This is a genomic window from Okibacterium sp. HSC-33S16 (assembly GCF_024171565.1).
Lineage (GTDB): Bacteria > Actinomycetota > Actinomycetes > Actinomycetales > Microbacteriaceae > Mycetocola_A.
Genome location: NZ_JALJZZ010000003.1, coordinates 214,436 through 238,242, shown reverse-complemented (window position 1 = coordinate 238,242; position 23,807 = coordinate 214,436). Strand labels below are relative to the sequence as shown.

Annotated in this window: 24 protein-coding genes; 4 read left to right on the top strand and 20 right to left on the bottom strand. The window is 63.3% G+C overall.

Going from position 1 to position 23,807, the window contains the following annotated elements; all coding sequences use genetic code 11:
* Positions 1-77: 77 nt before the first annotated feature.
* Entirely contained in the window at positions 78-1,061 is a 984-nt protein-coding gene (locus L1277_RS09500) for an aldo/keto reductase (RefSeq protein WP_253376138.1), read from the bottom strand.
* Between the two features lie 111 nt (positions 1,062-1,172).
* Between L1277_RS09500 and L1277_RS09495 the strand changes: the two genes are divergently transcribed.
* Both L1277_RS09495 and L1277_RS09490 read left to right on the top strand, forming a co-directional pair.
* Positions 1,173-1,745: a methylated-DNA--[protein]-cysteine S-methyltransferase gene (locus L1277_RS09495; RefSeq protein WP_253376137.1), complete on the top strand. Its 573-nt coding sequence runs from the start codon at positions 1,173-1,175 to the stop codon at positions 1,743-1,745.
* 62 nt (positions 1,746-1,807) lie between these two features.
* Positions 1,808-2,386 (top strand): DNA-3-methyladenine glycosylase I, encoded by a 579-nt coding sequence (locus tag L1277_RS09490; RefSeq protein WP_253376136.1) that lies wholly within the window; start codon positions 1,808-1,810, stop codon positions 2,384-2,386.
* Positions 2,387-2,409: 23 nt separating this feature from the next.
* Here the strand turns inward: L1277_RS09490 and L1277_RS09485 are convergent, their stop codons facing one another.
* The 13 genes from L1277_RS09485 to prmC form a co-directional block, all read right to left on the bottom strand.
* Positions 2,410-3,165 (bottom strand): YaaA family protein, encoded by a 756-nt coding sequence (locus tag L1277_RS09485; RefSeq protein ID WP_253376135.1) that lies wholly within the window; start codon positions 3,163-3,165, stop codon positions 2,410-2,412.
* 30 nt (positions 3,166-3,195) lie between these two features.
* Positions 3,196-3,459, bottom strand: coding sequence for a F0F1 ATP synthase subunit epsilon (locus L1277_RS09480; protein WP_253376134.1), 264 nt, complete (start codon positions 3,457-3,459; stop codon positions 3,196-3,198).
* A 2-nt stretch (positions 3,460-3,461) separates the two neighbouring features.
* Positions 3,462-4,925 carry a F0F1 ATP synthase subunit beta gene (gene atpD / locus L1277_RS09475; RefSeq protein WP_253376133.1) on the bottom strand — a complete coding sequence of 488 codons (1,464 nt, stop codon included), beginning with the start codon at positions 4,923-4,925 and terminating at the stop codon, positions 3,462-3,464.
* Between the two features lie 27 nt (positions 4,926-4,952).
* Positions 4,953-5,852, bottom strand: coding sequence for a F0F1 ATP synthase subunit gamma (locus tag L1277_RS09470; protein WP_253376132.1), 900 nt, complete (start codon positions 5,850-5,852; stop codon positions 4,953-4,955).
* 3 nt (positions 5,853-5,855) lie between these two features.
* Positions 5,856-7,493, bottom strand: coding sequence for a F0F1 ATP synthase subunit alpha (atpA, locus tag L1277_RS09465; RefSeq protein ID WP_253376131.1), 1,638 nt, complete (start codon positions 7,491-7,493; stop codon positions 5,856-5,858).
* Positions 7,494-7,544: 51 nt separating this feature from the next.
* The gene (locus L1277_RS09460) at positions 7,545-8,339 is read right to left on the bottom strand and encodes a F0F1 ATP synthase subunit delta (RefSeq protein WP_253376130.1); all 795 of its coding nucleotides are present in this window, start codon (positions 8,337-8,339) and stop codon (positions 7,545-7,547) included.
* Positions 8,339-8,890, bottom strand: coding sequence for a F0F1 ATP synthase subunit B (locus tag L1277_RS09455; RefSeq protein WP_253376129.1), 552 nt, complete (start codon positions 8,888-8,890; stop codon positions 8,339-8,341). The genes L1277_RS09460 and L1277_RS09455 overlap by 1 nt, the downstream gene beginning before the upstream one ends.
* Before the next feature lie 29 nt (positions 8,891-8,919).
* Entirely contained in the window at positions 8,920-9,153 is a 234-nt protein-coding gene (gene atpE, locus L1277_RS09450; RefSeq protein ID WP_022888426.1) for an ATP synthase F0 subunit C, read from the bottom strand.
* Between the two features lie 44 nt (positions 9,154-9,197).
* Entirely contained in the window at positions 9,198-9,986 is a 789-nt protein-coding gene (atpB, locus tag L1277_RS09445) for a F0F1 ATP synthase subunit A (protein ID WP_253376128.1), read from the bottom strand.
* 181 nt (positions 9,987-10,167) lie between these two features.
* On the bottom strand, positions 10,168-10,614 hold the full coding sequence (locus L1277_RS09440; protein ID WP_253376127.1) for a hypothetical protein: 447 nt from the start codon (positions 10,612-10,614) through the stop codon (positions 10,168-10,170).
* A complete protein-coding gene (locus L1277_RS09435) occupies positions 10,614-11,912 on the bottom strand; it encodes an MraY family glycosyltransferase (RefSeq protein WP_253376126.1) in 1,299 nt (432 codons plus the stop codon). Before L1277_RS09435 ends, L1277_RS09440 begins: the two co-directional genes overlap by 1 nt.
* Complete coding sequence (locus L1277_RS09430; protein ID WP_253376125.1) at positions 11,909-12,595, bottom strand: L-threonylcarbamoyladenylate synthase; 687 nt, start codon at positions 12,593-12,595, stop codon at positions 11,909-11,911. The genes L1277_RS09435 and L1277_RS09430 overlap by 4 nt, the downstream gene beginning before the upstream one ends.
* Positions 12,596-12,677: 82 nt before the next feature.
* Complete coding sequence (gene prmC, locus L1277_RS09425; RefSeq protein ID WP_253376124.1) at positions 12,678-13,553, bottom strand: peptide chain release factor N(5)-glutamine methyltransferase; 876 nt, start codon at positions 13,551-13,553, stop codon at positions 12,678-12,680.
* Positions 13,554-13,719: 166 nt separating this feature from the next.
* On the opposite strand from prmC, the gene cysK reads away from it, so the two are divergent.
* Positions 13,720-14,658, top strand: coding sequence for a cysteine synthase A (gene cysK / locus L1277_RS09420; RefSeq protein ID WP_253376123.1), 939 nt, complete (start codon positions 13,720-13,722; stop codon positions 14,656-14,658).
* A 6-nt stretch (positions 14,659-14,664) separates the two neighbouring features.
* Positions 14,665-15,231: a serine O-acetyltransferase EpsC gene (gene epsC, locus L1277_RS09415; protein WP_253376122.1), complete on the top strand. Its 567-nt coding sequence runs from the start codon at positions 14,665-14,667 to the stop codon at positions 15,229-15,231.
* Positions 15,232-15,334: 103 nt separating this feature from the next.
* Here epsC and prfA read toward each other — a convergent pair whose 3' ends face one another.
* From prfA to lysA, 6 genes are all read right to left on the bottom strand, one after another.
* The gene (gene prfA, locus L1277_RS09410; RefSeq protein WP_253376121.1) at positions 15,335-16,414 is read right to left on the bottom strand and encodes a peptide chain release factor 1; all 1,080 of its coding nucleotides are present in this window, start codon (positions 16,412-16,414) and stop codon (positions 15,335-15,337) included.
* Positions 16,415-16,531: 117 nt separating this feature from the next.
* Positions 16,532-18,790: a transcription termination factor Rho gene (gene rho, locus L1277_RS09405; RefSeq protein WP_253376120.1), complete on the bottom strand. Its 2,259-nt coding sequence runs from the start codon at positions 18,788-18,790 to the stop codon at positions 16,532-16,534.
* Between the two features lie 250 nt (positions 18,791-19,040).
* On the bottom strand, positions 19,041-19,952 hold the full coding sequence (gene thrB / locus L1277_RS09400; protein ID WP_253376119.1) for a homoserine kinase: 912 nt from the start codon (positions 19,950-19,952) through the stop codon (positions 19,041-19,043).
* On the bottom strand, positions 19,949-21,031 hold the full coding sequence (gene thrC, locus L1277_RS09395) for a threonine synthase (protein WP_253376118.1): 1,083 nt from the start codon (positions 21,029-21,031) through the stop codon (positions 19,949-19,951). Before thrC ends, thrB begins: the two co-directional genes overlap by 4 nt.
* A 2-nt stretch (positions 21,032-21,033) precedes the next feature.
* Positions 21,034-22,344, bottom strand: a complete 1,311-nt coding sequence (locus tag L1277_RS09390) for a homoserine dehydrogenase (RefSeq protein WP_253376117.1) — start codon at positions 22,342-22,344, stop codon at positions 21,034-21,036.
* Positions 22,341-23,741 carry a diaminopimelate decarboxylase gene (lysA, locus tag L1277_RS09385; RefSeq protein WP_253376116.1) on the bottom strand — a complete coding sequence of 467 codons (1,401 nt, stop codon included), beginning with the start codon at positions 23,739-23,741 and terminating at the stop codon, positions 22,341-22,343. Before lysA ends, L1277_RS09390 begins: the two co-directional genes overlap by 4 nt.
* Positions 23,742-23,807 lie beyond the last annotated feature (66 nt).

The following is a 23,807-nucleotide window of genomic DNA, read 5'->3' as shown; positions in this document are numbered from 1 at the left end:
CCACGGCACCGGGGTTGCGTCAGCGGCGATGCCACGCGAGCGAGCCTAGACCCCGCGCGCGCGGATTGGGGGTGGCGTCAGTCGTTTTCTGCTTCGCGAGGAGCGAACAGCGCGCCGATTGTCGCCACTTCATCGGGAGACGGATGCCACGACGTGGCCGCAGTCGCGTTCTGAACGATTTGCTCGGGGCGGGTCGCTCCGGCAATCACGCTGGTGAGGTTCGGCTGGGCCAGCAGCCAGGCAAACGTCGCTTCAAGCATCGTGATGCCGCGCTCATCACAGAACCGCTGGTACTCCTCAATTGCGTCCCAGGGTGCGCTGTCGAGCAGGTAACTGCGCTGGCGCATGATGCGACTGTCGGCCGGTCCGCCGCGGCGACTGAACTTGCCGGTGAACAGCCCGTTGTAGAGCGGGAAGAACGGCAGGAAGCCGATGGAGTACTTGCTGAGGACGGGAAAGAGTTCACGCTCAGCGTCGCGCACGATGAGGCTGAACTCGTTCTGGGAGGAGATGAAGTTGGGGTGGGAGGCGAGCTCAGCGGTGAGTTCCGCCTCGACGACCTGCCACGCCGCGAGGTTGGAGTGTCCGATGTAGCGCACCTTGCCCTCGGTGATGAGGTCATCGAGTACCGACAGGGTTTCCTCGATCGGGGTGATCGGGTCGGGGGTGTGCAGCTGATAGAGGTCAATCCAATCGGTCTGCAGCCGGCGCAGAGACGCCTCAACGGCAAGCCGAACGTAACGGCGCGACCCCTTCGCACCCCAGCCGGGAAGCCCAACGTCGGCGCCGGAGTGGCCGAATTTGGTGGCGAGCACGACGTTGTCGCGCTGCCCGCGCAGGGCGTTGCCCATGAGCGTCTCGCTGAGGCCCGGCTCCTTGCCATACATGTCGGCCGTGTCAAAGAGCGTGACGCCAGCATCGATCGCCGCCGAGATCACCGCCTGAGTGCCCTCCTGGGTCTCACTGGCGGTGCCGAGCCGCCCGAAGTTGTTGCAGCCGAGTCCGATGGTGGAGACCCGCAGGCCACTGTTTCCCAGGGTGCGGTATTCGATGTTCGCCATGAGTTCAGGGTATCGGGCGGCTTCCCCCCACAGCGAGTGGTTGCGCTTCGAATGTCCACCGGCCTTGAGCAGGGGCGCTGCCTCGGTTTCCCACGGCCTACCGTCGGGGTCATGACTCCACGACGCGCAGCTTCCCGCCCCCTGACTTCGCTCTTCGATCGCCCCGTCGGGCTCATCCGCTCGTCCTGTCCACTCGGTCGGCTTGAGCTGACCAGCGACGGTACGGCCGTGACGTCGCTCTCCCTCGAGCGAAACGGCGAACTACCGCACGACGGCTATGTCGAGTCCCCTCTGGACGTCCTGCTCACCGCCCTTGAACAGGTCAGCGAATACTTCGCGGGCAGTCGGAGAAACTTCGACGTGCGCCTGTCACCGGTCGGCACGCCGTTCCAGCTGGCCGTGTGGACCGGGCTCGGCGGCATTGGCTTTGGTGCGGCGAAGACGTATGGCCAATTGGGCCACGACATCGGCGCGGGGCTCGCAGGACGGGCCATCGGCAGCGCGGTCCGCGCCAACCGACTACCGCTGCTCATCCCGTGTCATCGCGTTCTTGCCGCAGGCGGCAGAATCACCGGGTACACCCAGGGCAGCGGCGTATCCACGAAGCAGTGGCTGCTTGATCACGAGGGGATTGACTACCGACCGCTTGTGTCGGCGCCGGTATGGCAGTCGGCAGCGGTCTGAGCGCTTCCGACGCTTCAGCGCCGGCATCGCCGGGTGCTGCCGCGGACGATATCGTGGACCCCGTGGCAACCTCAACCTCACTCGTTTCCGGACCCGATGGCAAAGAGCGATGCGCGTGGGCAGGAAACGACGCCGAGTATGTGCGTTACCACGACGAGGAGTGGGGCACCCCGCTGCGGGGCGACAGGGCTGTCTTCGAAAAGATCAGCCTCGAGGGTTTTCAGGCCGGGCTGAGCTGGATCACGATCCTCAAGCGCCGCCCGGCATTTCGGGAAGCATTCAGCAACTTCGACATCGACACAGTCGCTTCCTTCACCGACAGCGACATCGAGGATCTCGTGCAGAACGCCGCAATCATTCGGCACCGCGGCAAAATCACGGCGGTCATCTCGAATGCCCGAGCCACGCTCGAACTCGGGGAGAGCCTCTCCGACCTGGTCTGGAGTTTCCGGCAGACACCACTCCCCCGCCGGCCGACGACACTTGCCGAGATCCCGGCCATCACTGCGGAATCGACGGCACTCAGTGTTGCACTTCGGAAGGGGGGATTCCGCTTTGTCGGGCCAACGACCATGTACGCACTCATGCAGTCAGCAGGTATTGTCGACGATCACGTCGAGGGGTGTTGGCGGGCCGGCTGACGGCATCCGCGTGACAAACGGATTTAGACCAGGAGGGCGAGTTCCTGCGCGCCGGATAACGGCGTCAGGCGCTCCAGCCGGAAGCCTGCGGTCGGTGCCCACCGGCACAGTTCGTCCACGTCGTCAAAGACCGTTCGCGCTTCGAGCAGCGCGCGAGTGAGTTCGCCCTTGGCCTTCTTGTTGAAGTGATTGAGGGCGCGCCGAGAGCCGTCGGGCCCGTCGGTGAGTACGCGGAGGTAGAACGAGTCGGATCGAACCGGTGCGGGGCCGAGCGCCACGTACGCTTCTGAACGCATGTCAAGTATGAGCCCAGCGTGCTGGGCGAGGATTTCTTCGACCACTGACTTCCAGTGACGCTTCATCGGGCGACCAGGGATGCGGGAGTCGTGAGAGAGACGATACGCAGGAATGGGGTCAAGCGCCCCGACCGGACCGAACAGGGCGGCGTGGACGACGACATGGTGTGCCGCGAACTCGCGGGAGTCGTTTGTGAGGCTGCCAGCGTCGAGAGCGTCATACAAAACGCCGGTGTAGCGATCGAGGGCAGGCATGGTGGGTGACTCCCACAGCCGGCGGTTGATCTCGACCTCCGCATGCTGCTTGGGGCCGAGTTTCAGTGCGGCTATCGTGGCCTCGCGATCAGCGGCCAGCTCGACGACATCGTTCGTGAGCTGCTCACGTGCGTCGGATAGCTCAGGAAATCGCAGGCTCCCAAGAGACAACGAACGCCCCGTGCCTCCCACTCTCTTCGTCTCAGACGGAGGGAGCAGGATAAGCACGGGGCGTTCGCTTGAGCCTTGCGGCGGGTACTACTTGACCAGGCTGGCGTTGCCAGCCACGATCGTCACTGTGTTGTTCTCGACCGAGAGAAACCCGTCGGCGGCCGTCGCGGTGACTTTCTCACCGTTGTCGGCCGTGACGCGCACTTCACCCTCAGCGAGAATAGCCAGCATCGGCTCGTGCCCGGGGAGAATACCGATTTCTCCCTCGACAGTCCGAGCGATGACCATGGATGCGGTCCCTGACCATACTTCCTGGTCTGCCCCGACAACACTGACCTTGAGCGATGCCATGATTAGCCGTTCTCCTTCTGGATGCGAGCCCAGGCCTCTTCGACGTCGTTGATGCCACCGACGTTGAAGAACGCCTGCTCAGCAACGTGGTCGAACTCGCCGTCAGCGATCGCCGAGAAGGACTCGATGGTCTCCTTGAGCGGAACGGTCGAACCCTCAACACCGGTGAACTTCTTCGCCATGTAGGTGTTCTGCGAGAGGAACTGCTGGATGCGACGTGCACGGGCAACCGTGATCTTGTCTTCTTCACTCAGCTCGTCAACACCAAGGATCGCGATGATCTCCTGGAGTTCCTTGTTCTTCTGCAGGATCGCCTTGACGCGAACAGCAGTGTTGTAGTGGTCATCACCGATGTAGCGCGGGTCGAGGATACGGCTCGTCGAGGTCAACGGGTCGATCGCGGGGTACAGACCCTTTGATGCGATCTCACGTGACAGCTCGGTGGTCGCGTCGAGGTGCGCGAACGTCGTCGCCGGAGCCGGGTCGGTGTAGTCGTCAGCAGGAACGTAAATCGCCTGCAGCGACGTGATCGAGTGGCCACGGGTCGACGTGATGCGCTCCTGGAGGATACCCATCTCGTCGGCGAGGTTCGGCTGGTAACCCACTGCGGACGGCATGCGTCCGAGAAGAGTCGACACCTCTGAACCGGCCTGCGTGAAGCGGAAGATGTTGTCGATGAACAACAGCACGTCCTGCTTCTGCACGTCGCGGAAGTACTCAGCCATGGTGAGTGCCGAGAGCGCGACGCGAAGACGCGTTCCTGGCGGCTCGTCCATCTGGCCAAACACAAGCGCGGTCTTGTCGAAGACGCCCGCTTCTTCCATTTCCATGATGAGGTCGTTACCTTCACGGGTACGCTCACCGACACCGGCGAAGACCGACACACCACCGTGGTCCTGCGCAACACGCTGGATCATTTCCTGGATGAGGACGGTCTTACCGACACCTGCACCACCGAACAGACCGATCTTTCCACCCTGCACATACGGGGTGAGGAGGTCGATCGACTTGATGCCGGTCTCGAACAGCTCGGTCTTCGACTCGAGCTGGTCGAATGCCGGTGGCTTGCGGTGGATCGGCCAGCGTTCGGTGATCTCAATCTGCTCACCAGGAGCGGCGTTGAGGACGTCACCGATGACGTTGAAGACCTTGCCCTTGGTGATGTCGCCAACGGGAACCGTGATCGGCTCGCCGGTGTCGGTCACTTCCTGGCCGCGGACCAGTCCGTCGGTCGGGTTCAGTGCAATAGCGCGGATCAGGTCGTCGCCGAGGTGCTGAGCAACCTCAAGCGTGAGGACCTGGGTCTCGCCAGCCATGTTCACGGTGGTCTTCAGTGCGTTGTAGATTCCCGGGATCCCGTCGTGGGGGAACTCGATGTCAACAACCGGACCGGTGACGCGCGCGACGCGACCGATGGCGCCGGCCTTCACCTCGCCCGTGTCCTGAGCGGTGGCAATGTCTGTCATGCTCTTCTTCTCTCTTCGTATCGAAAGTTACTTGGCGGACGACAGTGCGTCTGCGCCGCCGACAATCTCGGAAATCTGCTGGGTGATCTCGGCCTGGCGGGCGTTGTTACGCAACCGTGTGTAGTCCGTGATCAGCTTGTCTGCGTTGTCGCTCGCCGAGCTCATCGCCTTCTGCGTGGCCGCGTGCTTTGCAGCAGCGGACTGAAGCAGCGCGTTGAAGATGCGGCTTTCGATGTACACGGGCAGGAGCGCGTCAAGCACGCTTCCAGCGTCGGGCTCGAACTCGTACAGCGGCAGGACCGTCTTGTCGTCCGGCTCTTCAACGCCTTCAACGACCTCGAGTGGAAGCAGCCGAACAACCTCGGGAACCTGGCTCATCATGCTGACGAGGCGGTTGTAGACGATGTGGATCTCGTCCACGCCGCCTTCAGACGCGTCGAGCACAAAGCGTTCGAGAAGTGCAGCGCTGATCTCCTGCGCGGTCGCGAACGTGGGGTTCTCGCTTTCGCCAACCCACTGTCCTTCCGACGCGCGCTTGCGGAAGGCGAAATACCCAACGGCTTTGCGGCCGATGAGGTAGTAGACAACCTCCTTGCCCTGGCTGCGAAGCAGCTCGGCAAGTTCATTGGCTTCACGCAGAACCTGCGAGTTGAACGCGCCAGCGAGGCCGCGGTCAGACGCAAAGATCACAACTGCTGCACGCTCAACGGTCTCCGGCTCGGTGGTCAGCACGTGGTCGACGTTTGAATACGTCGCCACGGCTGACACCGCGCGCGTGATCGCTCGAGAGTACGGTCCGGATGCTTCAACGCGCGCCTGCGCTTTTGCGATGCGCGAGGCGGCGATGAGCTCCATCGCCTTTGTGATCTTCTTGGTCGTCTGCGCAGAGCGAATCTTCTGCGTATAGACCCGAAGTTGAGCACCCATTACTTATCGACGTCCCTTGACGATCTTTTCCTGGTTGACGTCTTCGGCGGGCAGTTCAACGAACTGCTCGGAGCCCGGGCCGCTGAGGGGTTTGCCCGCACCGGTCTGGAATTCCTTCTTGAAGGCGTCGACCGCTGCGTCGAGCTCATCGACGATGTCGTCGCTGAGAACGTTGGTTTCGCGCAGCTTGGTGAGGACCTGGGTGTTGCGACCCAGGTAGTCGTGAAGCTCACTCTCGAAACGCAGGATGTCTTCGACGGGGACCTCGTCGAGCTTGCCCTTCGTACCTGCCCAGATCGAAACAACCTGGTTCTCGACCGGGAACGGCGAGTACTGCGGCTGACGGAGCAGCTCGGTAAGGCGTGCACCTCGGGCGAGCTGACGACGGCTGGCCGGGTCAAGGTCGGATGCGAACATCGCAAACGCCTCAAGCGAGCGGTACTGAGCCAGTTCGAGCTTCAGAGTTCCGGAAACCTTCTTGATGCTCTTGACCTGGGCGTCACCACCAACACGCGACACCGAGATTCCGACGTCGACGGCGGGACGCTGGTTGGCGTTGAACAGGTCCGACTGGAGGAAGATCTGTCCGTCGGTGATCGAGATCACGTTCGTCGGAATGTACGCGGAAACGTCGTTGGCCTTGGTTTCGATGAGCGGAAGACCGGTCATCGATCCGGCACCCAGCTCGTCGGAAAGCTTGGCACAACGCTCGAGCAGACGGGAGTGCAGGTAGAACACGTCACCCGGGTATGCCTCGCGTCCCGGCGGACGGCGAAGAAGAAGGGAAACCGCACGGTAGGCCTCAGCCTGCTTCGATAGGTCATCGAAAACGATGAGAACGTGCTTGCCGCCGTACATCCAGTGCTGGCCAATGGCCGAACCGGTGTACGGAGCGAGGTACTTGAAGCCGGCGGGGTCAGACGCCGGAGCAGCGACGATGGTCGTGTACTCCATGGCGCCGGCCTCTTCGAGAGACGCCTTGATAGCGGCAATCGTCGAGCCCTTCTGACCAATAGCGACGTAGATGCAGCGAACCTGCTTGTTGACGTCGCCGGACTCCCAGTTGTCCTTCTGGTTGATGATCGTGTCGATGGCGATAGCGCTCTTACCGGTCTGACGGTCACCGATGATGAGCTGACGCTGTCCGCGACCGATCGGGATCATGGCGTCGATAGCCTTGATACCGGTCTGCATCGGCTCGTGCACGCTCTTGCGCTGCATGACGCCGGGCGCCTGCAGTTCGAGGGCACGACGCGTCTCGGCTTTGATCTCGCCGAGTCCGTCGATCGGAGCGCCGAGCGGGTCGACAACGCGACCAAGGAATGCGTCGCCGACCGGAGTCGAGAGCACCTCTCCGGTACGGGTTACTTCCATGCCTTCGACGATGCCGTTGAACTCGCCGAGGACAACAACACCGATTTCGTCCTCATCGAGGTTCTGTGCGAGGCCGAGGGTTCCATCCGCGAAGCGGATGAGCTCGTTGGCCATGACGCCCGGCAGACCCTCGACGTGCGCGATGCCGTCACCAGCGTCGATGACCTTACCGACCTCGGTGGCGCTTGCCTTACCTGGCTCGTAAGCCGTGACGAATTCTTTGAGAGCATCCCGGATCTCGTCGGGGCTGATCGTGAGTTCTGCCATCTTCTTCCCTATCTGTGTGGAGACGCTTGTCCCCTACGTTGTCTACTGGCGCTAGCCAGCAAGCTGAAGTCTGAGTTCGCCGAGGCGCGAGGCGATGCTGCCGTCGATGACATCGTCGCCGACCTGCACGCGCAGGCCTCCGATGACGGCCGGGTCGACAACCTGGTTGAGGCGGAGTGCGCGGCCATACTGTGCCGCGAGTCCCTTTTCGAGTCGCTCGAGCTGAGCGGCGCCGAGCGGTCGTGCGCTTGTGACCGTTGCGACCATGAAGCCGCTCTGGTCAGCAACGACGGATGCCGCGTGGCGAAGAAGTTCCCCGATCCGACGGCCGCGAGGCTGCAGGACAAGGTGCTTGACGATCTCGACGATCTCCGGCGATCCTTTGCCGGTGAGCAGCGTGTCGACAAGCGTAAGTTTTGCGCCCTGGCTACCGAGCTTCGAACCGAGCGCGAGCTCGAGTTCAGCGTCGGAGGACACGGTCTGGCTGAACTCGAACAGCTGAGCTTCGAGCCGGGCATCTGCCCCCGCGGAGAGTGCCGCGGCGCGAAGACCGAGCTCCTCAATCCCGCCGAGCAGGTCAGCTTGGCTGGACCAACGTACGGAGACGACGTCTTTGAGGATGGCGAGGGTCTGACCGCTGACGCTGCGTGCGAAGACGCGTTCAACGATCGTCGCCTTGACGCTGGCTTCAGCGGACGGATCCGCGAGGAGCGAGCGCAGCTGGCCAGAGTCGCCAACGACCCGGCCGGCTGCGAAAAGCTCCGCAACCGTTGCCAGGTCGACGCGTTCGAAGTTGGACAGTGCCTTCTTCGACTGAGCCAGTGCTTCTCTGGTTGCGCTACCCATTAGTTGGTTGCCTTCTCCGACGCTTCGAGGTCCGCGAGGAACCGGTCAACGATGGCCGTTGCCCGAGCGTCGTCCGAGAGAGTCTCACCGATGACGTTGCCGGCGAGGTCGATCGCGAGAGTGCCAACTTCGGTTCGCAGTGAAACAAGAGCGGCCTGGCGCTCTGCTTCGATCTGCGCCTGAGCGCTGGCGGTAACGCGCTGGGCCTCAACGGTTGCCTGGTTGCGTGCTTCGGCGACGATCTTCTTGCCGTCTTCGCGAGCGGACTCGCGGATCGAGCCGGCTTCCTGACGAGCTTCGGCGAGCTGAGCGGTGTACTGCTCGAGCGCTGCCTCTGCCTGACGCTGTGCCTCATCTGCCTTGGCGATGTTGCCCTCAATGGCTGCAGTCCGCTCTTCGAGCATGGTCTGCATCTTCGGAAGAACGAGCTTCCAGAAAAGCACCAAGAGGATGACGAAACACACCAGCGACCAGACAATGTCGTAGGTCTCGGGGAGAAGGGGGTTCCTGGTGGCACCCTCTTCAGCCGCCGCAACGAGTGCGTGAAGCATCTTGCCTCCTTACGAGGGGTGAAAGAGGTTTAGACGAAGATGAAGTAAGTAGCGATACCGATGAAGGCGAGCGCCTCGGTGAAGGCGATACCGATCCACATCAGAACCTGAAGACGACCGGCCAGCTCAGGCTGACGGGCGACGCCCTCAATGGTCTTGCCAACGACAATTCCAACACCAATGGCTGGGCCGATAGCAGCGAGACCGTAACCGACCGTCGCGATGTTTCCGTTGATCTCGGCGAGAACGGTTGTTGCGTCCACGTGTTGTTTCCTTCCGTGATGGAGAGTAGGCGGTCGCCGACTCTTTAGTGCTCTTCAGCTACCGCGAGCTGAATGTAAACCGCGGTAAGCAGGGTGAAGACATAGGCCTGGAGCAGTGCGACCAGGATTTCGAACAAGGTGAAGACGAATCCGAAAGCGAAGGTGACGGCACCTAGGCCGATGAACCATCCACTCAGGGTGACGACGAAGAACTGTGTTGCCGCGAAGAACAGCACCAGCAGAAGGTGGCCGACGATCATGTTCATCAGGAGCCGGAGCGTCAGCGTCACGGGGCGGATGATGAAGGTCGAGATCAGCTCAATCGGGGTGACGATGATGTACACCGGCCACGGAACGCCCGCGGGGAACAGCGAGTTCTTGAAGAACTTCGCGGGGCTCTTCTTGATACCTGCGTAGATGAAGGTGACGTAGGAGATCAGCGCAAGAACAAGTGGAACACCGATAACCGAGGTGCCGGCGATGTTCAGCCCCGGGATAATACCGGTGATGTTCATAGTGAACACCATGAAGAACATCGTGGTCAGAATCGGCAGGAATCGCTTCCCGTCAACCTTGCCGAGGAGGTCCTCGGCCATGTTGACCCGAACGAAGTCGAGAGCCATCTCGATGAGGTTCTGGAACTTGCCGGGAACGACCTTCATGTTCCGGGTCCCGAGCCAGAAGACGACCACCAGCGCGATAACGGCAAGAAAACGGATCAGCATGATCCGGTTGATGTCGAATCCGGTGCCCTCGAAGAGGATCACATCGGGGAAGAATTCAAGAATCGACGGACCGTGGAACGACGTGTCGTCGGTTGAGGTCTGAACCATGAGGTTCACAGCGTTAGCTAACAGCGCGCTCTCCTGTTTCGGGCGGAGCAAAGCTCTCGCGACGACGAACAATGGGGGATGCAGAACAGCCACGGACAGCGTGGGATGCCCAAGCGGGAATACCTTCTAACACTATCAAACGATAAGCACCCGGACGAACTGTGGGCCAAGATAGGCCACTTTAGTTGTTCCCTTTTTCCTCGCCGGGAAGGATCACGTCGCTGGCATACAGCATGCGCGACCGGGAAACAATAACAACGTCGATCACCAGGGTGACGAGAACACCGGCGATGATGCTGAGGAACAACACAACAGGGTTGATCCATGGCTGGTCTTTGAGCAGCACGGCGAGGACAAGGAAGAGGACAAACTTAAGAATCCATCCGCCAAGCACCACAGCGAAGAAGATGGGGACGTAGAGGTCACTGCCGAAGAATCGGTTCACGTAGAGAATGCTGCCGGCCGTGATGCTGAGGAAGACCAGCGCAAGTGCCGTGCCGATCAGTGCACTACCCAAACCGATTGTGCCGTCGACAAGATAGCCGATGCCGCCGCCTACCACCGCGATAACGAGAGAGGCAATGGCGCCCCACTTGAGGCTCTGCCGGAAAATGGGAGTCGATTTCATCAGGAGTCTTTCTTGGATTCGGAGTCAGTGTCTACTGCGAGTGCTTTGTTCGCCACCGCGTCGGAGATGGGCTCGTCTCGGTGGCGTTCTTCAGCGGCTTCATCGAGTGGGTCATAGCTCGCCAGGTCCTCGGCGACGGCTGATCCTTCTTCGGCCGTCTGCGCCGTGATTTCAACGGCCTTCCGCTTGCCCAGAGGAGCGAGCGTGAAGACCGTGCAGACAATGACGCCGACAACGAGGAAGACGAGGGCGAACCAGTAGGGCTGGAAGACGAAGAACATCAGGCAGGACAGGGCAATGACAGCGGTCCAGGCGTAGAACAACAGGACCGCGTGCAGGTGGGAATGCCCCATGTCGAGCAGTCGATGGTGGAGGTGCAGCCGGTCAGCACTGAACGGCGACTTCCCCGCTCGCAGCCGCCGCACGACGGCAAGTGCAAAGTCAAGAAGGGGCACGATGAGAATCGCGAACGGCAGGATGATCGGGATGAACGCGCCGAGGAGCTGGCTCCGACCCACAACGCCGGCGTCCGCCGGGTTGGCGCTGAGAGCGGACGGGTCGATCTGGCCGGTAATTGCAACTGCCGACGTTGCCATGAGGAGGCCAACGAGCAGTGCGCCGGCATCCCCCATAAACATTTTCGCCGGGTGCCAATTGAGCGGAAGGAAGCCAGCGCACGCACCGACGAGAACCGCGGAGATCAGCAGCGAGAGGTTGAAGTAGCTGGACTGGCCCATCTCCCGAACAAGAAGGTAGCCATACACCAGGAAGACACCGTTCGCGATGAGGCCGACGCCCGCAACGAGGCCGTCGAGACCGTCAATGAAGTTCACGGCATTCATGACGAGCACTATTGCGAAGACCGTGAGCGCGGCGCTCATCCACGACGACCCGACGGTGAGTCCCCCAATGGGAAGGGAGTAGATCTGGACACCCAGCCAGGCGATGAGCCCTGCGGCCAGGAACTGCCCGGCCAGCTTGATCATCCAGTCCAAGTCCCAGATGTCATCCGCGACACCGATGAGCACGATGAGCAGCGCGGCGCCAAGGATAGCGAGGATAGGTCCGGGAGTGGAGAAAGTGTCCTTGAAAAACGGGTTTTGCGAGGCGATCCCGAAGGTCGCCACGACGCCGACAAACATCGCCACTCCCCCGAGCCGCGGCGTCGGACGCGTGTGCACGTCGCGATCCCGGATCGACGGGTAGAGCTTGAACCGTAACGCGACCTTATATACGACGATCGACATGAGGAATGTGATCAGCGCCGTGACCGCCGCGATGATCGCGTAGAGGGTCATGCGCCCGGAGCGCCGTTCGCCGGGGGCTCGTCCTCGAGGAGGTCGCCGAGTATCTCGCGAAGCTGTTCGCGCGTGATTGCACCCTCCCGAAGAATGCTGATCCTGCCGCCAGGGGCGATGAGACGCGTGGCGTCAACGATTGTGGACGACACGGACGTCGACTCTCCGCCGTCAAGGTAAACCTCTACCGAGTCGCCGAGCATCTCCTGAGCGGCCGTCGCCGTGGTTGCGGCTGGTTGCCCGGTGAGGTTGGCGCTCGACACAGCGAGCGGACCGGTCTCGGACAACAATTCAAGGGCGATCCGATTGTCTGGCATGCGCACAGCGACGGTTCCGTCGGTGTCGCCCAGGTCCCACGCGAGAGACGGTTGAGCGGGCAGGACGATGGTCAGCCCACCGGGCCAGAACGCATCAACGAGCTGTCGTACGGCGTCAGGGATGACGGCCGCGAGTGCCTCCAGGGTGGCAACGCTCGGCACGAGGACGGGCGGCGGGGACTGCCGGGTACGACCCTTCGCGTCGAGGAGGCGCTGGACAGCTGCGGGCGAGAAGGCATCCGCCGCGATTCCGTACACCGTGTCCGTGGGGATGACAACGAGCTCGCCGCGACGAAGTGCCGCTCGAGCCAGCCGCATTCCTGTGAGGAGGTCGGATTCCACGGAGGAGTCAAAGAGACGGGACATTCCGCCGATTCTATCGGAGCCTCGGTGGGAAGAACGTGGGAAGCCGGCGTGCCATGAGCAACGTCGGGTTGCAAGGTTCCGCTCAGGCGCGAAGCGCCGTCGTCGTCCGGTCTCGCAGGGTGAGGTCACGGAAGGTAGCGGCCGCCTGCCAGCCGTCTGCCGTGAGGATGTTGCGAATTGCCTCGCCCTGTAGTTCGCCGTGCTCCAGGATGAGGGTTCCTCCCGATCGCAGCAGTCGGGCGGCAGTTTTCGAGAGCTGGCGCACCACGTCGAGTCCGTCCTCTCCCCCGTACAGTGCAGCCGGCGGGTCATACAGCCGCACCTCGGGGTCCCTGGGGATCGCGGCGTCAGGAACGTACGGCGGGTTGGAGATGACAACGGATGCCTGTCCGTCCAGTTCGGCAAGCGCCTCGGCCAGATCGGTGAAAACGAGTGTCGCGTTCGGTGCACCGATTCGCGCAAAATTCTCGTGGGCCCAAATGAAGGCATCGACGGAGTTTTCCACCGCGAAGATCCGGGCGTGCGGCACCTCGATGGCCATGGCGAGGGCGATTGCCCCTGACCCGGTGCCGAGGTCGATGCCGATCGGTTCAGGATCAGGAACCGCGCCGAGGGCGTCAATCGCGAACTGTGCGACATGTTCGGTTTCAGGCCGGGGCACGAAAACACCGGGTCCGACGGCCAGCTCCAGGGTGCGGAACGGTGCGACGCCCAGGATGTGTTGCAGCGGTTCCCGTGTTGCCCGGCGCTCGGTGAGCTCGACGATCTTGGCCACCTGCTCGCCGGGAATCTCGCGGCCCATGACAATCACGGCCTGCAGTTCACCTCGGCCGAGTTGCAGCACATGACCGATCAACAGCTCGGCGTCCACATCGGCCGATGGCACGCCAGCCTTCTCGAGAGCGGCAATGGTGAGGTTCCTGACCTCGCCGACGGACGTCGTTCGAATGGAAGTCATGCGCTCTTTCCGAAATCCCCCTGCGACCGGGCCGCCGCAGGCAGGTCGAGCTTACCCGCCTCGCCGGTTGCGAGGGAATGTGACCCGTCGTCACCCGGTTGCACCCAGCAATAAGCTGTATTCCGAACGCGCATCGTCGCGCACCCATTACCCAAGGAGCATATTCGTGGCCGGAAAGATCTACGCCAACATCACCGAGGCGTTTGGCAACACCCCGCTTGTGCAGCTGAACCGCGTGACCGACAACGCGGGCGCCACCGTGCTTGCGAAGCTCGAGTATTACAACCCGGGTTCGAGCGTGAAGGACCGCCTCGGCGTCGCCATCGTCGATGCTGCCGAAGCGTCAGGGGCGCTGAAGCCCGGCGGAACGATCGTCGAGGGAACCAGCGGAAACACCGGTATCGCACTCGCTTTGGTCGGTGCCGCCCGTGGTTACAAGGTCATCCTCACCATGCCCGCCTCGATGAGCACCGAGCGTCGTGTGCTGCTGCGTGCGTTCGGCGCTGAGCTGGTTCTGACTGAGCCCGCTCTCGGCATGAAGGGCGCTGTCGCGAAAGCCGAGGAGATTGTCGCATCGACTGAGGGCGCGATCCTCGCCAAGCAGTTCGCGAACGCCGCCAACGTGGAGATTCACAAGAAGACCACGGCCGAGGAGATCTGGCGCGACACCGACGGCGACATCGACATCTTCATCGCTGGCGTCGGTACTGGCGGAACCATCACGGGCGTTGGACAGGTGCTCAAGCAGCGCAAGCCCGACATCCAGGTCGTCGCGGTTGAGCCGATCGACTCTCCCATCCTCAACGGCGGTGCACCGGGCCCGCACAAGATCCAGGGCATCGGCGCGAACTTCGTTCCGGAGATCCTCGACACCACCATTTACGACGAGGTCATCGACGTGAGCTTCGAAGACTCCGTCCGGGTGTCGAAGCGACTCGCCGCCGAGGAGGGCATCCTGGCCGGTATCTCGTCGGGTGCGATCATCTGGGCGGCGACCCAGTTGGCCCAGCGTCCCGAGAACGCCGGCAAGCGAATCGTTGCGATCGTCTGCGACACCGGCGAGCGTTACATCTCGACCCCGCTCTGGTCAGACCTTCTCGACTAGTTGTTCATGAGCATTATCACCCGCATCCGGGAAGACATCACCGCCGCCCGCGTTCACGACCCTGCCGCGCGAGGCAGCGTCGAGATTATCCTGACCTACTCGGGACTGCATGCGGTGTGGGCGTACCGGTTGTCGACCCGGATGTGGGCGCGCGGAGCGAAAATGCCCGCGCGCATCGTGTCGCAGCTGGCGAGGTTCTTCACGGGGATCGAGATCCACCCCGGTGCGGTGATCGGTCGACGTTTCTTCATCGACCATGGCATGGGCGTCGTCATCGGTGAGACCGCCGAGGTCGGCGATGACGTGATGCTCTACCACGGCGTGACTCTCGGCGGGAAGAGCAGGGGACGTGAGAAGCGGCACCCGACGCTCGAGGACGGAGTCCATGTCGGGGCCGGAGCGAAGATCATCGGTCCGATCACGGTCGGCACCGGCAGCATCATCGGTGCGAACGCCGTCGTGACCAAGGACGCTCCCCCGCACTCACTGCTCGTCGGGGTGCCCGCGAAAGCCCGCCCCCGTGAACCGGGTCGCACCTACGGACTGACTGAAGAGCCGGAATACCACATATAGGTTTACCGAACCGACACTACTGAGATGAACGGATGCCATGGCATCCGCTCATAACACAGGCCGGCCATGTCACAATGGCCGGCCTGTGTGCTGTCGAAGCGGGTTAGCTCTGGTCGCCGATGTCGGCGAGGCGCGCTTCTTCGTCGGCCTGGATGGCCGATTCAATGAGTGGGTCGAGCGCACCGTTGATGACGGCGTCAAGGTTGTATGCCTTGTAGCCGGTGCGGTGGTCGGCGATGCGGTTCTCAGGGAAGTTGTAGGTGCGGATGCGCTCGGAGCGGTCCATGGTGCGAATCTGCGTCTTGCGCTTGGCGCTGTCGAGCTCGGCCTGTTCCTCCTGCTGACGCGCGAGGATGCGGGCGCGGAGGACGCGCATTCCGGCCTCACGGTTCTGCAACTGGCTCTTCTCGTTCTGCATGGCAACAACGATCCCGGTCGGGAGGTGCGTGATGCGCACTGCGGAGTCGGTGGTGTTGACCGACTGGCCGCCGGGGCCGCTGGAGCGGTAAACGTCGATCTTGAGGTCGTTCTGGCTGATCTCGACCTCTTCGGGCGCGTCGACCTCGGGGAAGACGAGCACACCGGTGGTCGAGGTGTGGATACGCCCCTGCGACTCGGTCGCCGGCACGCGCTGGACGCGGTGCACACCACCCTCGTATTTGAGGTGAGCCCAGACGCCCTGCGACGGGTCGGTCGCGTTCGACTTGATGGCGACCTGGACGTCCTTGTAGCCGCCGAGGTCACTCTCGGTGCGCTCGAGGAGCTCGGTCTTCCAGCCCTTCGACTCGGCATAGTGCAAGTACATGCGGAGCAGGTCAGCGGCGAAGAGCGCGCTCTCCGCGCCACCTTCTCCACCCTTGATCTCCATGATCACGTCACGACCGTCGTCAGGGTCGCGCGGAATGAGCAGTCGGCGAAGTTTCTCCTGCGCCGTCGCGAGCCCTTCTTCGAGCCCGGGAATCTCGGCCGCGAACGCGTCGTCTTCCTTCGCGAGGTCGCGGGCCGCCGCCAGGTCGTCCTGGGCCTCGAGCCACGCGGTGTGTGCCGCGATGATCTTAGAGAGCTCGGCGTACCGCCGGTTGATCTTCTTCGAGCGAGCCGGATCAGCGTGCACAGCGGGGTCACCGAGCTGTTCCTGCAGATTCTTGTGCTCGTCGATCAGAACCTGTACTGATTCAAACATGAGTTGTTCCGTTCCTTGCGTTTCATCCTGCCACCTGAGTTACGAGAAAACCCGCCTGCCCCGGGCAGCGACCCCTGAGGGGTGCCGCCCGGAAGGCAAACGGGTTCGGAATCTCAGCTAGCGGTGGTCGCGGTCGTGTCCCGATCCGGACACCGGCTGCGGCATGGTCTTCTGCATCTGAACGAGGAATTCGACGTTCGACGAAGTTTCCTTGAGCTTGCCGAGGACAACCTCGAGTGCCTGCTGCTGGTCGAGGCCGGCGAGGGCACGACGCAGCTTCCAGGTGACCTTGACTTCGTCAGCGCCGAGCAGCATTTCTTCACGACGGGTCGACGACGCGTTGACGTCGACCGCGGGGAAGATGCGCTTGTCGGCGAGCTGGCGCGACAGGCGGAGCTCGGAGTTACCGGTTCCCTTGAACTCTTCGAAGATGACCTCGTCCATCTTGGACCCGGTCTCGACGAGCGCGGTGGCGAGGATGGTGAGCGAGCCACCATTCTCGATGTTGCGCGCTGCACCGAAGAACCGCTTGGGCGGGTAGAGCGCAGACGCGTCGACTCCACCGGAGAGGATCCGGCCCGAGGTCGGCGCAGCAAGGTTGTATGCACGTCCGAGGCGGGTGATCGAGTCGAGGAGCACAACAACGTCGTGTCCGAGCTCGACGAGGCGCTTGGCGCGCTCGATGGCCAGTTCGGCGACCGTGGTGTGGTCTTCAGCGGGGCGGTCGAAGGTCGAGGCGATGACCTCACCCTTCACCGTGCGCTGCATGTCGGTGACCTCTTCAGGCCGCTCGTCGACGAGAACAACCATGAGGTGAACCTCGGGGTTGTTGATCGAGATGGCGTTCGCGATCTGCTGCAGCACGATCGTCTTACCGGCCTTGGGCGGCGCGACGATGAGTCCACGCTGTCCCTTGCCGATCGGGGCGATCAGGTCGATGATGCGCTGCGTGAGCTTGCCCTGCTCGGTCTCGAGGCGCAGGCGCTCCTGCGGGTAGAGCGGAGTGAGCTTGCCGAATTCAACACGGTTCGCTGCCTCGTCGACGCTCTGGCCGTTGACCGACTCCACCTTGACGATGGCGTTGTACTTCTGTCGAGCGTTGTTATCGTTGTCACGCGGCTGGCGGATCGCGCCGACGACGGCATCACCCTTGCGCAGGTTGTACTTCTTGACCTGGCCGAGTGATACGTAGACGTCGTTCGAGCCGGGCAGGTAGCCCGTCGTGCGCACGAAGGCGTAGTTATCGAGCACGTCGAGGATTCCGGCGACGGGCAGCAGCACGTCGTCGTCGGCGATCTCGGGTTCGAAGTCAGCCGAGTCGGTTCCGCCGCGACGCTTGCGGTCACGGTAACGGTTGCGGCCGTTACGGCCACCCTCGTCATCACGGTCAGCGTTGCGGTTGTCACGGTCAGCGTTACGGTTATCGCGGTCAGCGTTACGGTTATCGCGGTCGCCCTGCGCCTTGTCGGCGTTGCGGTCGTTTCCGTTGCGGTCGTTTCCGTTGCGGTCGTTTCCGTTGCGCTCGTCGTCGCGGCCCGCGTTGTCGGCGTTCCGGTTGCGGTTACGGTTGCGGTTGCGCCCTGAACGCTCGTTCTGCGAGGAGTCCTGTGCAGCGTCGGTCGATTCGCTCTCGGAGCCGGTTGACGATTCGTCAGCGGATGCTCCGGCAGCGTCGTTCTGCTCGGTCGCGTTGTCGGAACGGTCGGCTTTGCTGCCGCGCCCACGACGGTTGTTCTTGCGGCCCGAACGCTGTGAACCGTTCTCCCGGTTCTCCGACTGTTCCGACTGCTCAGTCGGAGCGTCGGTCGACGCGACTGTGGTGTCGTCGGCGACTGCGGTGTCGGGGGCTGCGGTGTCGGGTGCCGTCGGCGCTTCGGTCGCGACCGGTGCTGCTGCCGCCACGTCGGTTGCGCCTGCGACCGGCGAAGCGGCATCCGTTATCGGATTTTCAGGAATGAGGGGCGCACCGTCGGAATTGACGTGACCGGCGGCCTGTACACGCTCGCCCGCCTTGGCGGTCTGCGTGCTGGCACGACGCGGTGCGCGCTTCTTGACGACCGGTGCGACGAGCTCATCGGCAGGAGCGTCAGCAGCCGGCACCGTAGCCTGCAGCGGAGCGTCCTGGACGACGGCAGCGTCTGGGGCCGAAACGGCGGTGTCAGCGCTGGGCTCGGCGGCGACGGCGGGAGCCTCGACGGATTCCTCGGGAGCGGCAGCGGCCTGAGCCTCGGCAATTTTCTCCACGAGTTCCCCCTTGCGAAGTTTTGATGCGCCCTGAACGCCCCACTGGCTGGCAAGCAGCTGAAGGTCAGAGACCTTGAGGGACGACAGGTTTGCGCCTGATTCCGTGTTCAAACGGATATTGACGTTAGTCACTAAAAGTGGGTTCCTTCCCCCTGATCCACGGAACGTGTCAGGAGAGCTCATCTGCGGCTGTGGCGCGAGTCAGATTGACTGGCACCCTGCCCGCACTTCACGATCAAGAGCGCGGCACACTGCCGTTGGCGATGGCGTTGGGTTTGCAGAAATCACCCGAAGGCCAGATTTGCCTTATCGGCTTGCCTGTCGGGATAAATCTCACTCTAGCACCTGGCTCTGAGAGTGAGTCACTCCCCCACTTGGGGCTTCAGGCGAGTGTCGCGCCCTTGACGTCGACGGCCAGGTAGAGCGCATCCCACTCGGTGTCAGACTCACGGGCCACAAGCTCAGCTGCTTCCAGCCGCTCGCCTGGACCGTCTGCGAGGACGAGGATCGAGGGACCTGCTCCGGACACCACCGCAGCGAAGCCGTGTGCGCGGAGGGCAAGGACCAGACGATGGGTTTCCGGCATGGCCGACGCGCGGTAGTCCTGGTGCAGCTTGTCCTCGGTGCCCGCGAAGAGCAGTTCGGGGCTCTGGGTCAGGGCAGCGATGAGCAAGGCCGAGCGCGACACATTGAAGACGGCGTCGGAGTGCGGGACGTTTTCCGGCTGCAGGCTCCGCGCGAGCTTGGTCGACAACGTGTGCTGCGGAACAAAGACGAGCGGAGCGACGCCGCGGTGAACGAGAAGCTTTTTGTGCTGGGGACCCGCCGCCTCGACCCAGGCGATCGTCAGCCCGCCGAAGAGCGCGGGTGCCACGTTGTCGGGGTGACCCTCAAGTTCGGTGGCGATACGCAGCAGGGTGGCGTTGTCGACGTCAACGATGCCCTCAAGCAGCCCCTTCGCGGCGACGATACCCGCAACGACGGCCGCGCCTGAGGATCCGAGTCCACGGCCGTGCGGGATGACGTTGCGCGCGACGAGGTGAACCCCGGGCATCTCCTGGCCGAGTGCGCGAAAGGCGTAGGCCATCGACGACACGACGAGGTTGGTTTCGTCGGTCGGCACTTCGCCATCGCCGACGCCGATGACCTCGACGCTCGCGCCGGGCTCGTCCCGGACGGTGACGGTGACGTCGTCGTAGAGACTCAGCGCAAGGCCGAGGGTATCGAAACCGGGACCGAGGTTGGCACTGGTCGCGGGGACCCGGACGGTGACCGACCGGCCGGCCAGGCTCACGCCGAGGCCTTGGCCAGCCCGAGAACGCTCGCCACCTCGGTGACGTCGACCGGAACGATCGTCGGAGCGATCTCGCCACCATCAGCATTGCGTAGCGCCCACTGAGGGTCCTTGAGTCCGTGACCGGTGACGGTCAGAACAACTGTGGAGTCGGCGGGAACCTGCCCGGCCTCTGCGCGCTCGAGCAGGCCGGCAACGCTGATCGCCGATGCGGGCTCGACGAAGATGCCGACTTCCTGCGAGAGGATGCGCTGGGCCTCGAGGATCTGGGCGTCCTCGATCGCTCCGAAGTAACCGTCGGTCGCTTCGCGCGCGGCAAGAGCGAGCTCCCACGATGCCGGGTTCCCGATGCGGATTGCGCTGGCGACCGTCTCCGGGTGCTTGACGATCTGTCCGGTGACGAGCGGCGCGCTGCCCGCGGCCTGGAAGCCGAACATCCGCGGGAGCTTGGTGGAGATACCGCGCTCCAGCTCTTCGGTGTAGCCACGGGTGTACGCGGTGTAGTTTCCGGCGTTGCCGACCGGGATGAAGTGGAAGTCCGGAGCATCCTCGAGCACCTCGACGATCTCGAACGCTGCCGTCTTCTGGCCTTCGATCCGGTCGTTGTTGACCGAGTTGACGAGGTGAACCGGGTAGTTGGCCGCGAGCTCGCGAGCCATGTCGAGGCAGTCGTCGAAGTTACCCTGCACCTGGATGAGCTGCGCATTGTGCGCGATGGCCTGGGCGAGCTTACCCATGGCGATCTTGCCCTCGGGAACCAGCACGGCGGCCGTGATCCCCGCGTGCGTTGCGTATGCGGCAGCGGACGCCGAGGTGTTACCGGTCGACGCGCAAATGACGGCCTTCGCTCCGGCCTCAACGGCCTTGGAGACGGCCATGGTCATTCCGCGGTCCTTGAACGACCCGGTCGGGTTCATTCCCTCGTACTTGACCCAGACCTTGGCCCCCGTGCGAGCCGACAGCGCCGACGCGAAGATGAGCGGCGTGCCACCCTCACCGAGGCTGATGATGGGGGTTTTGGCCGTTACGTCCAGGCGGTCTGCATACTCGTGCAAAACTCCGCGCCACTGCTTCGCCATCTCTAGGCTCCTTCAACTCGTAGAACACTGACAACTGAATCGACCACGCCGGACGCCTGCAGCGTCTCGACCGTGGACTGAAGTGCTTTTTCCCTCGTGGCGTGCGTACCGATGACGAGGAACGCCGTGGGGATGCTGCCGTGAGGATCGACGGTCTGCTCGACGGTCTCCACAGAGACGCCGCCGTCGGCGAGGATCGTGGCCACCTCGGCGAGCACGCCCTGGCGGTCGCTCACACGCAACGTGATTTGGTACTTGGTGACAATCTCGCCGATCGGCAACAGCGGCAGGTCGGCGTGGGTGGATTCTCCGAGCCCAGGTCCGCCGGCGATGTGACGGCGAGCCGCCGAAACCAGGTCTCCGAGCACCGCAGACGCTGTCTGCACTCCGCCGGCGCCTGCGCCGTAAAACATGAGAGGTCCGGCCGCCTCTGCTTCGACGAAGACCGCGTTGTTTCCACCGTGAACAGCGGCGAGCGGATGCTCACGGCCCACCAGGGCGGGATACACGCGTGCGGACACACCCTCTGTTCCATCCTCTGCCGTAATGCGCTCGGTGATGGCGAGCAGCTTGATCACATAACCGGCCTTGCGCGCGGAGTCGATCTGCTCGGCCGTGATGGTGTCGATACCCTCACGGTAAACGCCGTCCGGATCGATGCTGCTGTGGAACGCGAGGCTCGCGAGCAGGGTCGCCTTCTGCGCAGCGTCGTACCCGCCCACGTCGAGCGTCGGGTCAGCCTCGAGGAAACCCAGTTCGAACGCCGTCTTCTGGGCAGCTTCCATGCTGTCGCCGAAACGGTCCATCCGGTCGAGGATGAAGTTGGTTGACCCGTTGACGATGGCCAGGATCCGGCGAATGTTGTCACCGGCCAGACTGTCGCGCAGCGGGCGAATGATCGGGATGGCGGCCGCGACCGCTGCCTCGTAGTAAATTTCGGCACCTACCTGCTCGGCCTGTGCGAAGAGCTCGGGACCGTGCGCCGCGAGGAGTGCCTTGTTGCCGGTGATCACGTCTGCGCCCGAGTTGAGCGCGGAGAGAATGTGCGTGCGTGCCGGCTCAATGCCGCCCATCAGCTCGATGACAATGTCGGCACCGACGATGAGTGATTCAGCGTCGGTGGTCAGCCGTTCACGGGGCAGCTCGACGTCACGCTCGGCGTCGACGTTTCGAACGGCAATACCGGCGAGCTCGAGCTTCGCTCCCACCCGGGCGGCCAGCTCATCGCCGTTGGCCAGCAGAAGCCGGGCCACCTGCGATCCAACGGAACCCGCGCCCAACAGCGCTACTCGAACTGTGCGGTAGTCGATCATCGTGCATCCAATCCGGCGTCGCGCGCCAGTAGGTCAGCCTCGGTTTCACCGCGGACGATCACTCGAGCAACGCCGTCCCGGACGGCGACGACCGGTGGTCGTCCCAGGTAGTTGTAGTTGCTGGCCAGTGACCAGCAGTATGCGCCGGTTGCCGGAACGCCGACGAGATCGCCCGGGGCGACGTCGGCGGGCAGGTAATCATCGTTCACGACGATGTCGCCCGATTCGCAGTGCTTCCCGGCGAGCCGGATGAGCACCGGCTCCGCGTCGCTCGTTCGGTTGGCGATGCGCACCGAATAGTCAGCGCCGTACAGTGCGGTGCGAGCGTTGTCGCTCATGCCGCCGTCCACGCTGACGTATCGCCGGAACGCGGTGCCCTCATCAGTGTTGAGCTCAACGTCCTTCGTTGTTCCGACCTCGTACAGGGTGAAACCGGCCGGGCCGATGATGACGCGGCCCGGTTCAAACGCCACGTTCGGCACCGGGATGTCGAGTCGCGCACACTCGCTCGCCACAATGTTCGCGATCGCCGCGGCGAGGTCGTCGATCGATTCCGGGTCGTCAACCGTCGTGTATGCGATGCCGAAGCCGCCGCCGAGGTTGAGCTCGGGCACCGGTCCGTCGGCGAGAAGCTCGCGGTGCACGGTCAGCAGGCGAGCGGCAGATTCCGCGAACCCATCCGCGCCGAAGATCTGCGATCCGATGTGGCAGTGCAGGCCCAGGAAGGTCAGAGAATCATGAGAACGGATGTCGGCGACCGCTTCGGCCGCGCGCTCGAGCGGCAGGCCGAACTTCTGGTCTTCGTGCGCCGTAGCGAGGAAATCATGCGTATGCGCGTGCACGCCGCTGTTCACCCGCAGGCGAACACCCTGTCGGCGGCCGTGCCGCGTTGCGGCCTCGGCGACGCGAGCAATTTCCTGCGGGCTGTCGATCACGATGGTGCCCATGCCGGCCTTGACCGACCTGTCAATTTCGGCGATCGACTTGTTGTTGCCGTGGTGGCCGAGGCGTGAGGCGTCAACGCCGGCCGCGAGGGCGACGGCCAGTTCACCGGGTGAACACACGTCGATGTTGAGTCCGGCCTCGGTGACCCATCGGGCAACCTCGGTGGAGAGAAACGCCTTACCGGCGTAATACACCTTCGCTTCGGCGCCGATGGCGGCGAACTCACGCGAAAAAGCCGCGAGGACGTGCGCGGCGCGCGCACGAACATCCGCTTCGTCTAAGACATAAACGGGTGTGCCGAACGTTTCGGCGATCTCAGTTGCCGAAACTCCCCCGACGGTGAGCACTCCGGTGTCGTCGCGGGAGACGTTGCTGCTCCAGACCGAGGGGGCCAGCTCGTTTGCGTCGTCGGGAATCGCCAGCCACGCGGGGGCAAGTGGGTGAGAAGCCACAGCAGAAACCAATCGTGCGGAAGGTGGGATACCGCTGAACAGGCGCGGTGGAGTTCACAGAATCTT

Bases quoted from the DNA above. Each gene is read 5' to 3' on its own strand.
- L1277_RS09500 (WP_253376138.1), bottom strand. From the start codon at position 1,061: ATGGCGAACATCGAATACCGCACCCTGGGAAACAGTGGCCTGCGGGTC.
- L1277_RS09495 (WP_253376137.1), top strand. From the start codon at position 1,173: ATGACTCCACGACGCGCAGCTTCCCGCCCCCTGACTTCGCTCTTCGAT.
- L1277_RS09480 (WP_253376134.1), bottom strand. From the start codon at position 3,459: ATGGCATCGCTCAAGGTCAGTGTTGTCGGGGCAGACCAGGAAGTATGG.
- atpD (WP_253376133.1), bottom strand. From the start codon at position 4,925: ATGACAGACATTGCCACCGCTCAGGACACGGGCGAGGTGAAGGCCGGC.
- L1277_RS09470 (WP_253376132.1), bottom strand. From the start codon at position 5,852: ATGGGTGCTCAACTTCGGGTCTATACGCAGAAGATTCGCTCTGCGCAG.
- atpA (WP_253376131.1), bottom strand. From the start codon at position 7,493: ATGGCAGAACTCACGATCAGCCCCGACGAGATCCGGGATGCTCTCAAA.
- L1277_RS09460 (WP_253376130.1), bottom strand. From the start codon at position 8,339: ATGGGTAGCGCAACCAGAGAAGCACTGGCTCAGTCGAAGAAGGCACTG.
- L1277_RS09455 (WP_253376129.1), bottom strand. From the start codon at position 8,890: ATGCTTCACGCACTCGTTGCGGCGGCTGAAGAGGGTGCCACCAGGAAC.
- atpB (WP_253376128.1), bottom strand. From the start codon at position 9,986: ATGGTTCAGACCTCAACCGACGACACGTCGTTCCACGGTCCGTCGATT.
- L1277_RS09440 (WP_253376127.1), bottom strand. From the start codon at position 10,614: ATGAAATCGACTCCCATTTTCCGGCAGAGCCTCAAGTGGGGCGCCATT.
- L1277_RS09435 (WP_253376126.1), bottom strand. From the start codon at position 11,912: ATGACCCTCTACGCGATCATCGCGGCGGTCACGGCGCTGATCACATTC.
- L1277_RS09430 (WP_253376125.1), bottom strand. From the start codon at position 12,595: ATGTCCCGTCTCTTTGACTCCTCCGTGGAATCCGACCTCCTCACAGGA.
- prmC (WP_253376124.1), bottom strand. From the start codon at position 13,553: ATGACTTCCATTCGAACGACGTCCGTCGGCGAGGTCAGGAACCTCACC.
- epsC (WP_253376122.1), top strand. From the start codon at position 14,665: ATGAGCATTATCACCCGCATCCGGGAAGACATCACCGCCGCCCGCGTT.
- prfA (WP_253376121.1), bottom strand. From the start codon at position 16,414: ATGTTTGAATCAGTACAGGTTCTGATCGACGAGCACAAGAATCTGCAG.
- thrC (WP_253376118.1), bottom strand. From the start codon at position 21,031: ATGGCGAAGCAGTGGCGCGGAGTTTTGCACGAGTATGCAGACCGCCTG.
- L1277_RS09390 (WP_253376117.1), bottom strand. From the start codon at position 22,344: ATGATCGACTACCGCACAGTTCGAGTAGCGCTGTTGGGCGCGGGTTCC.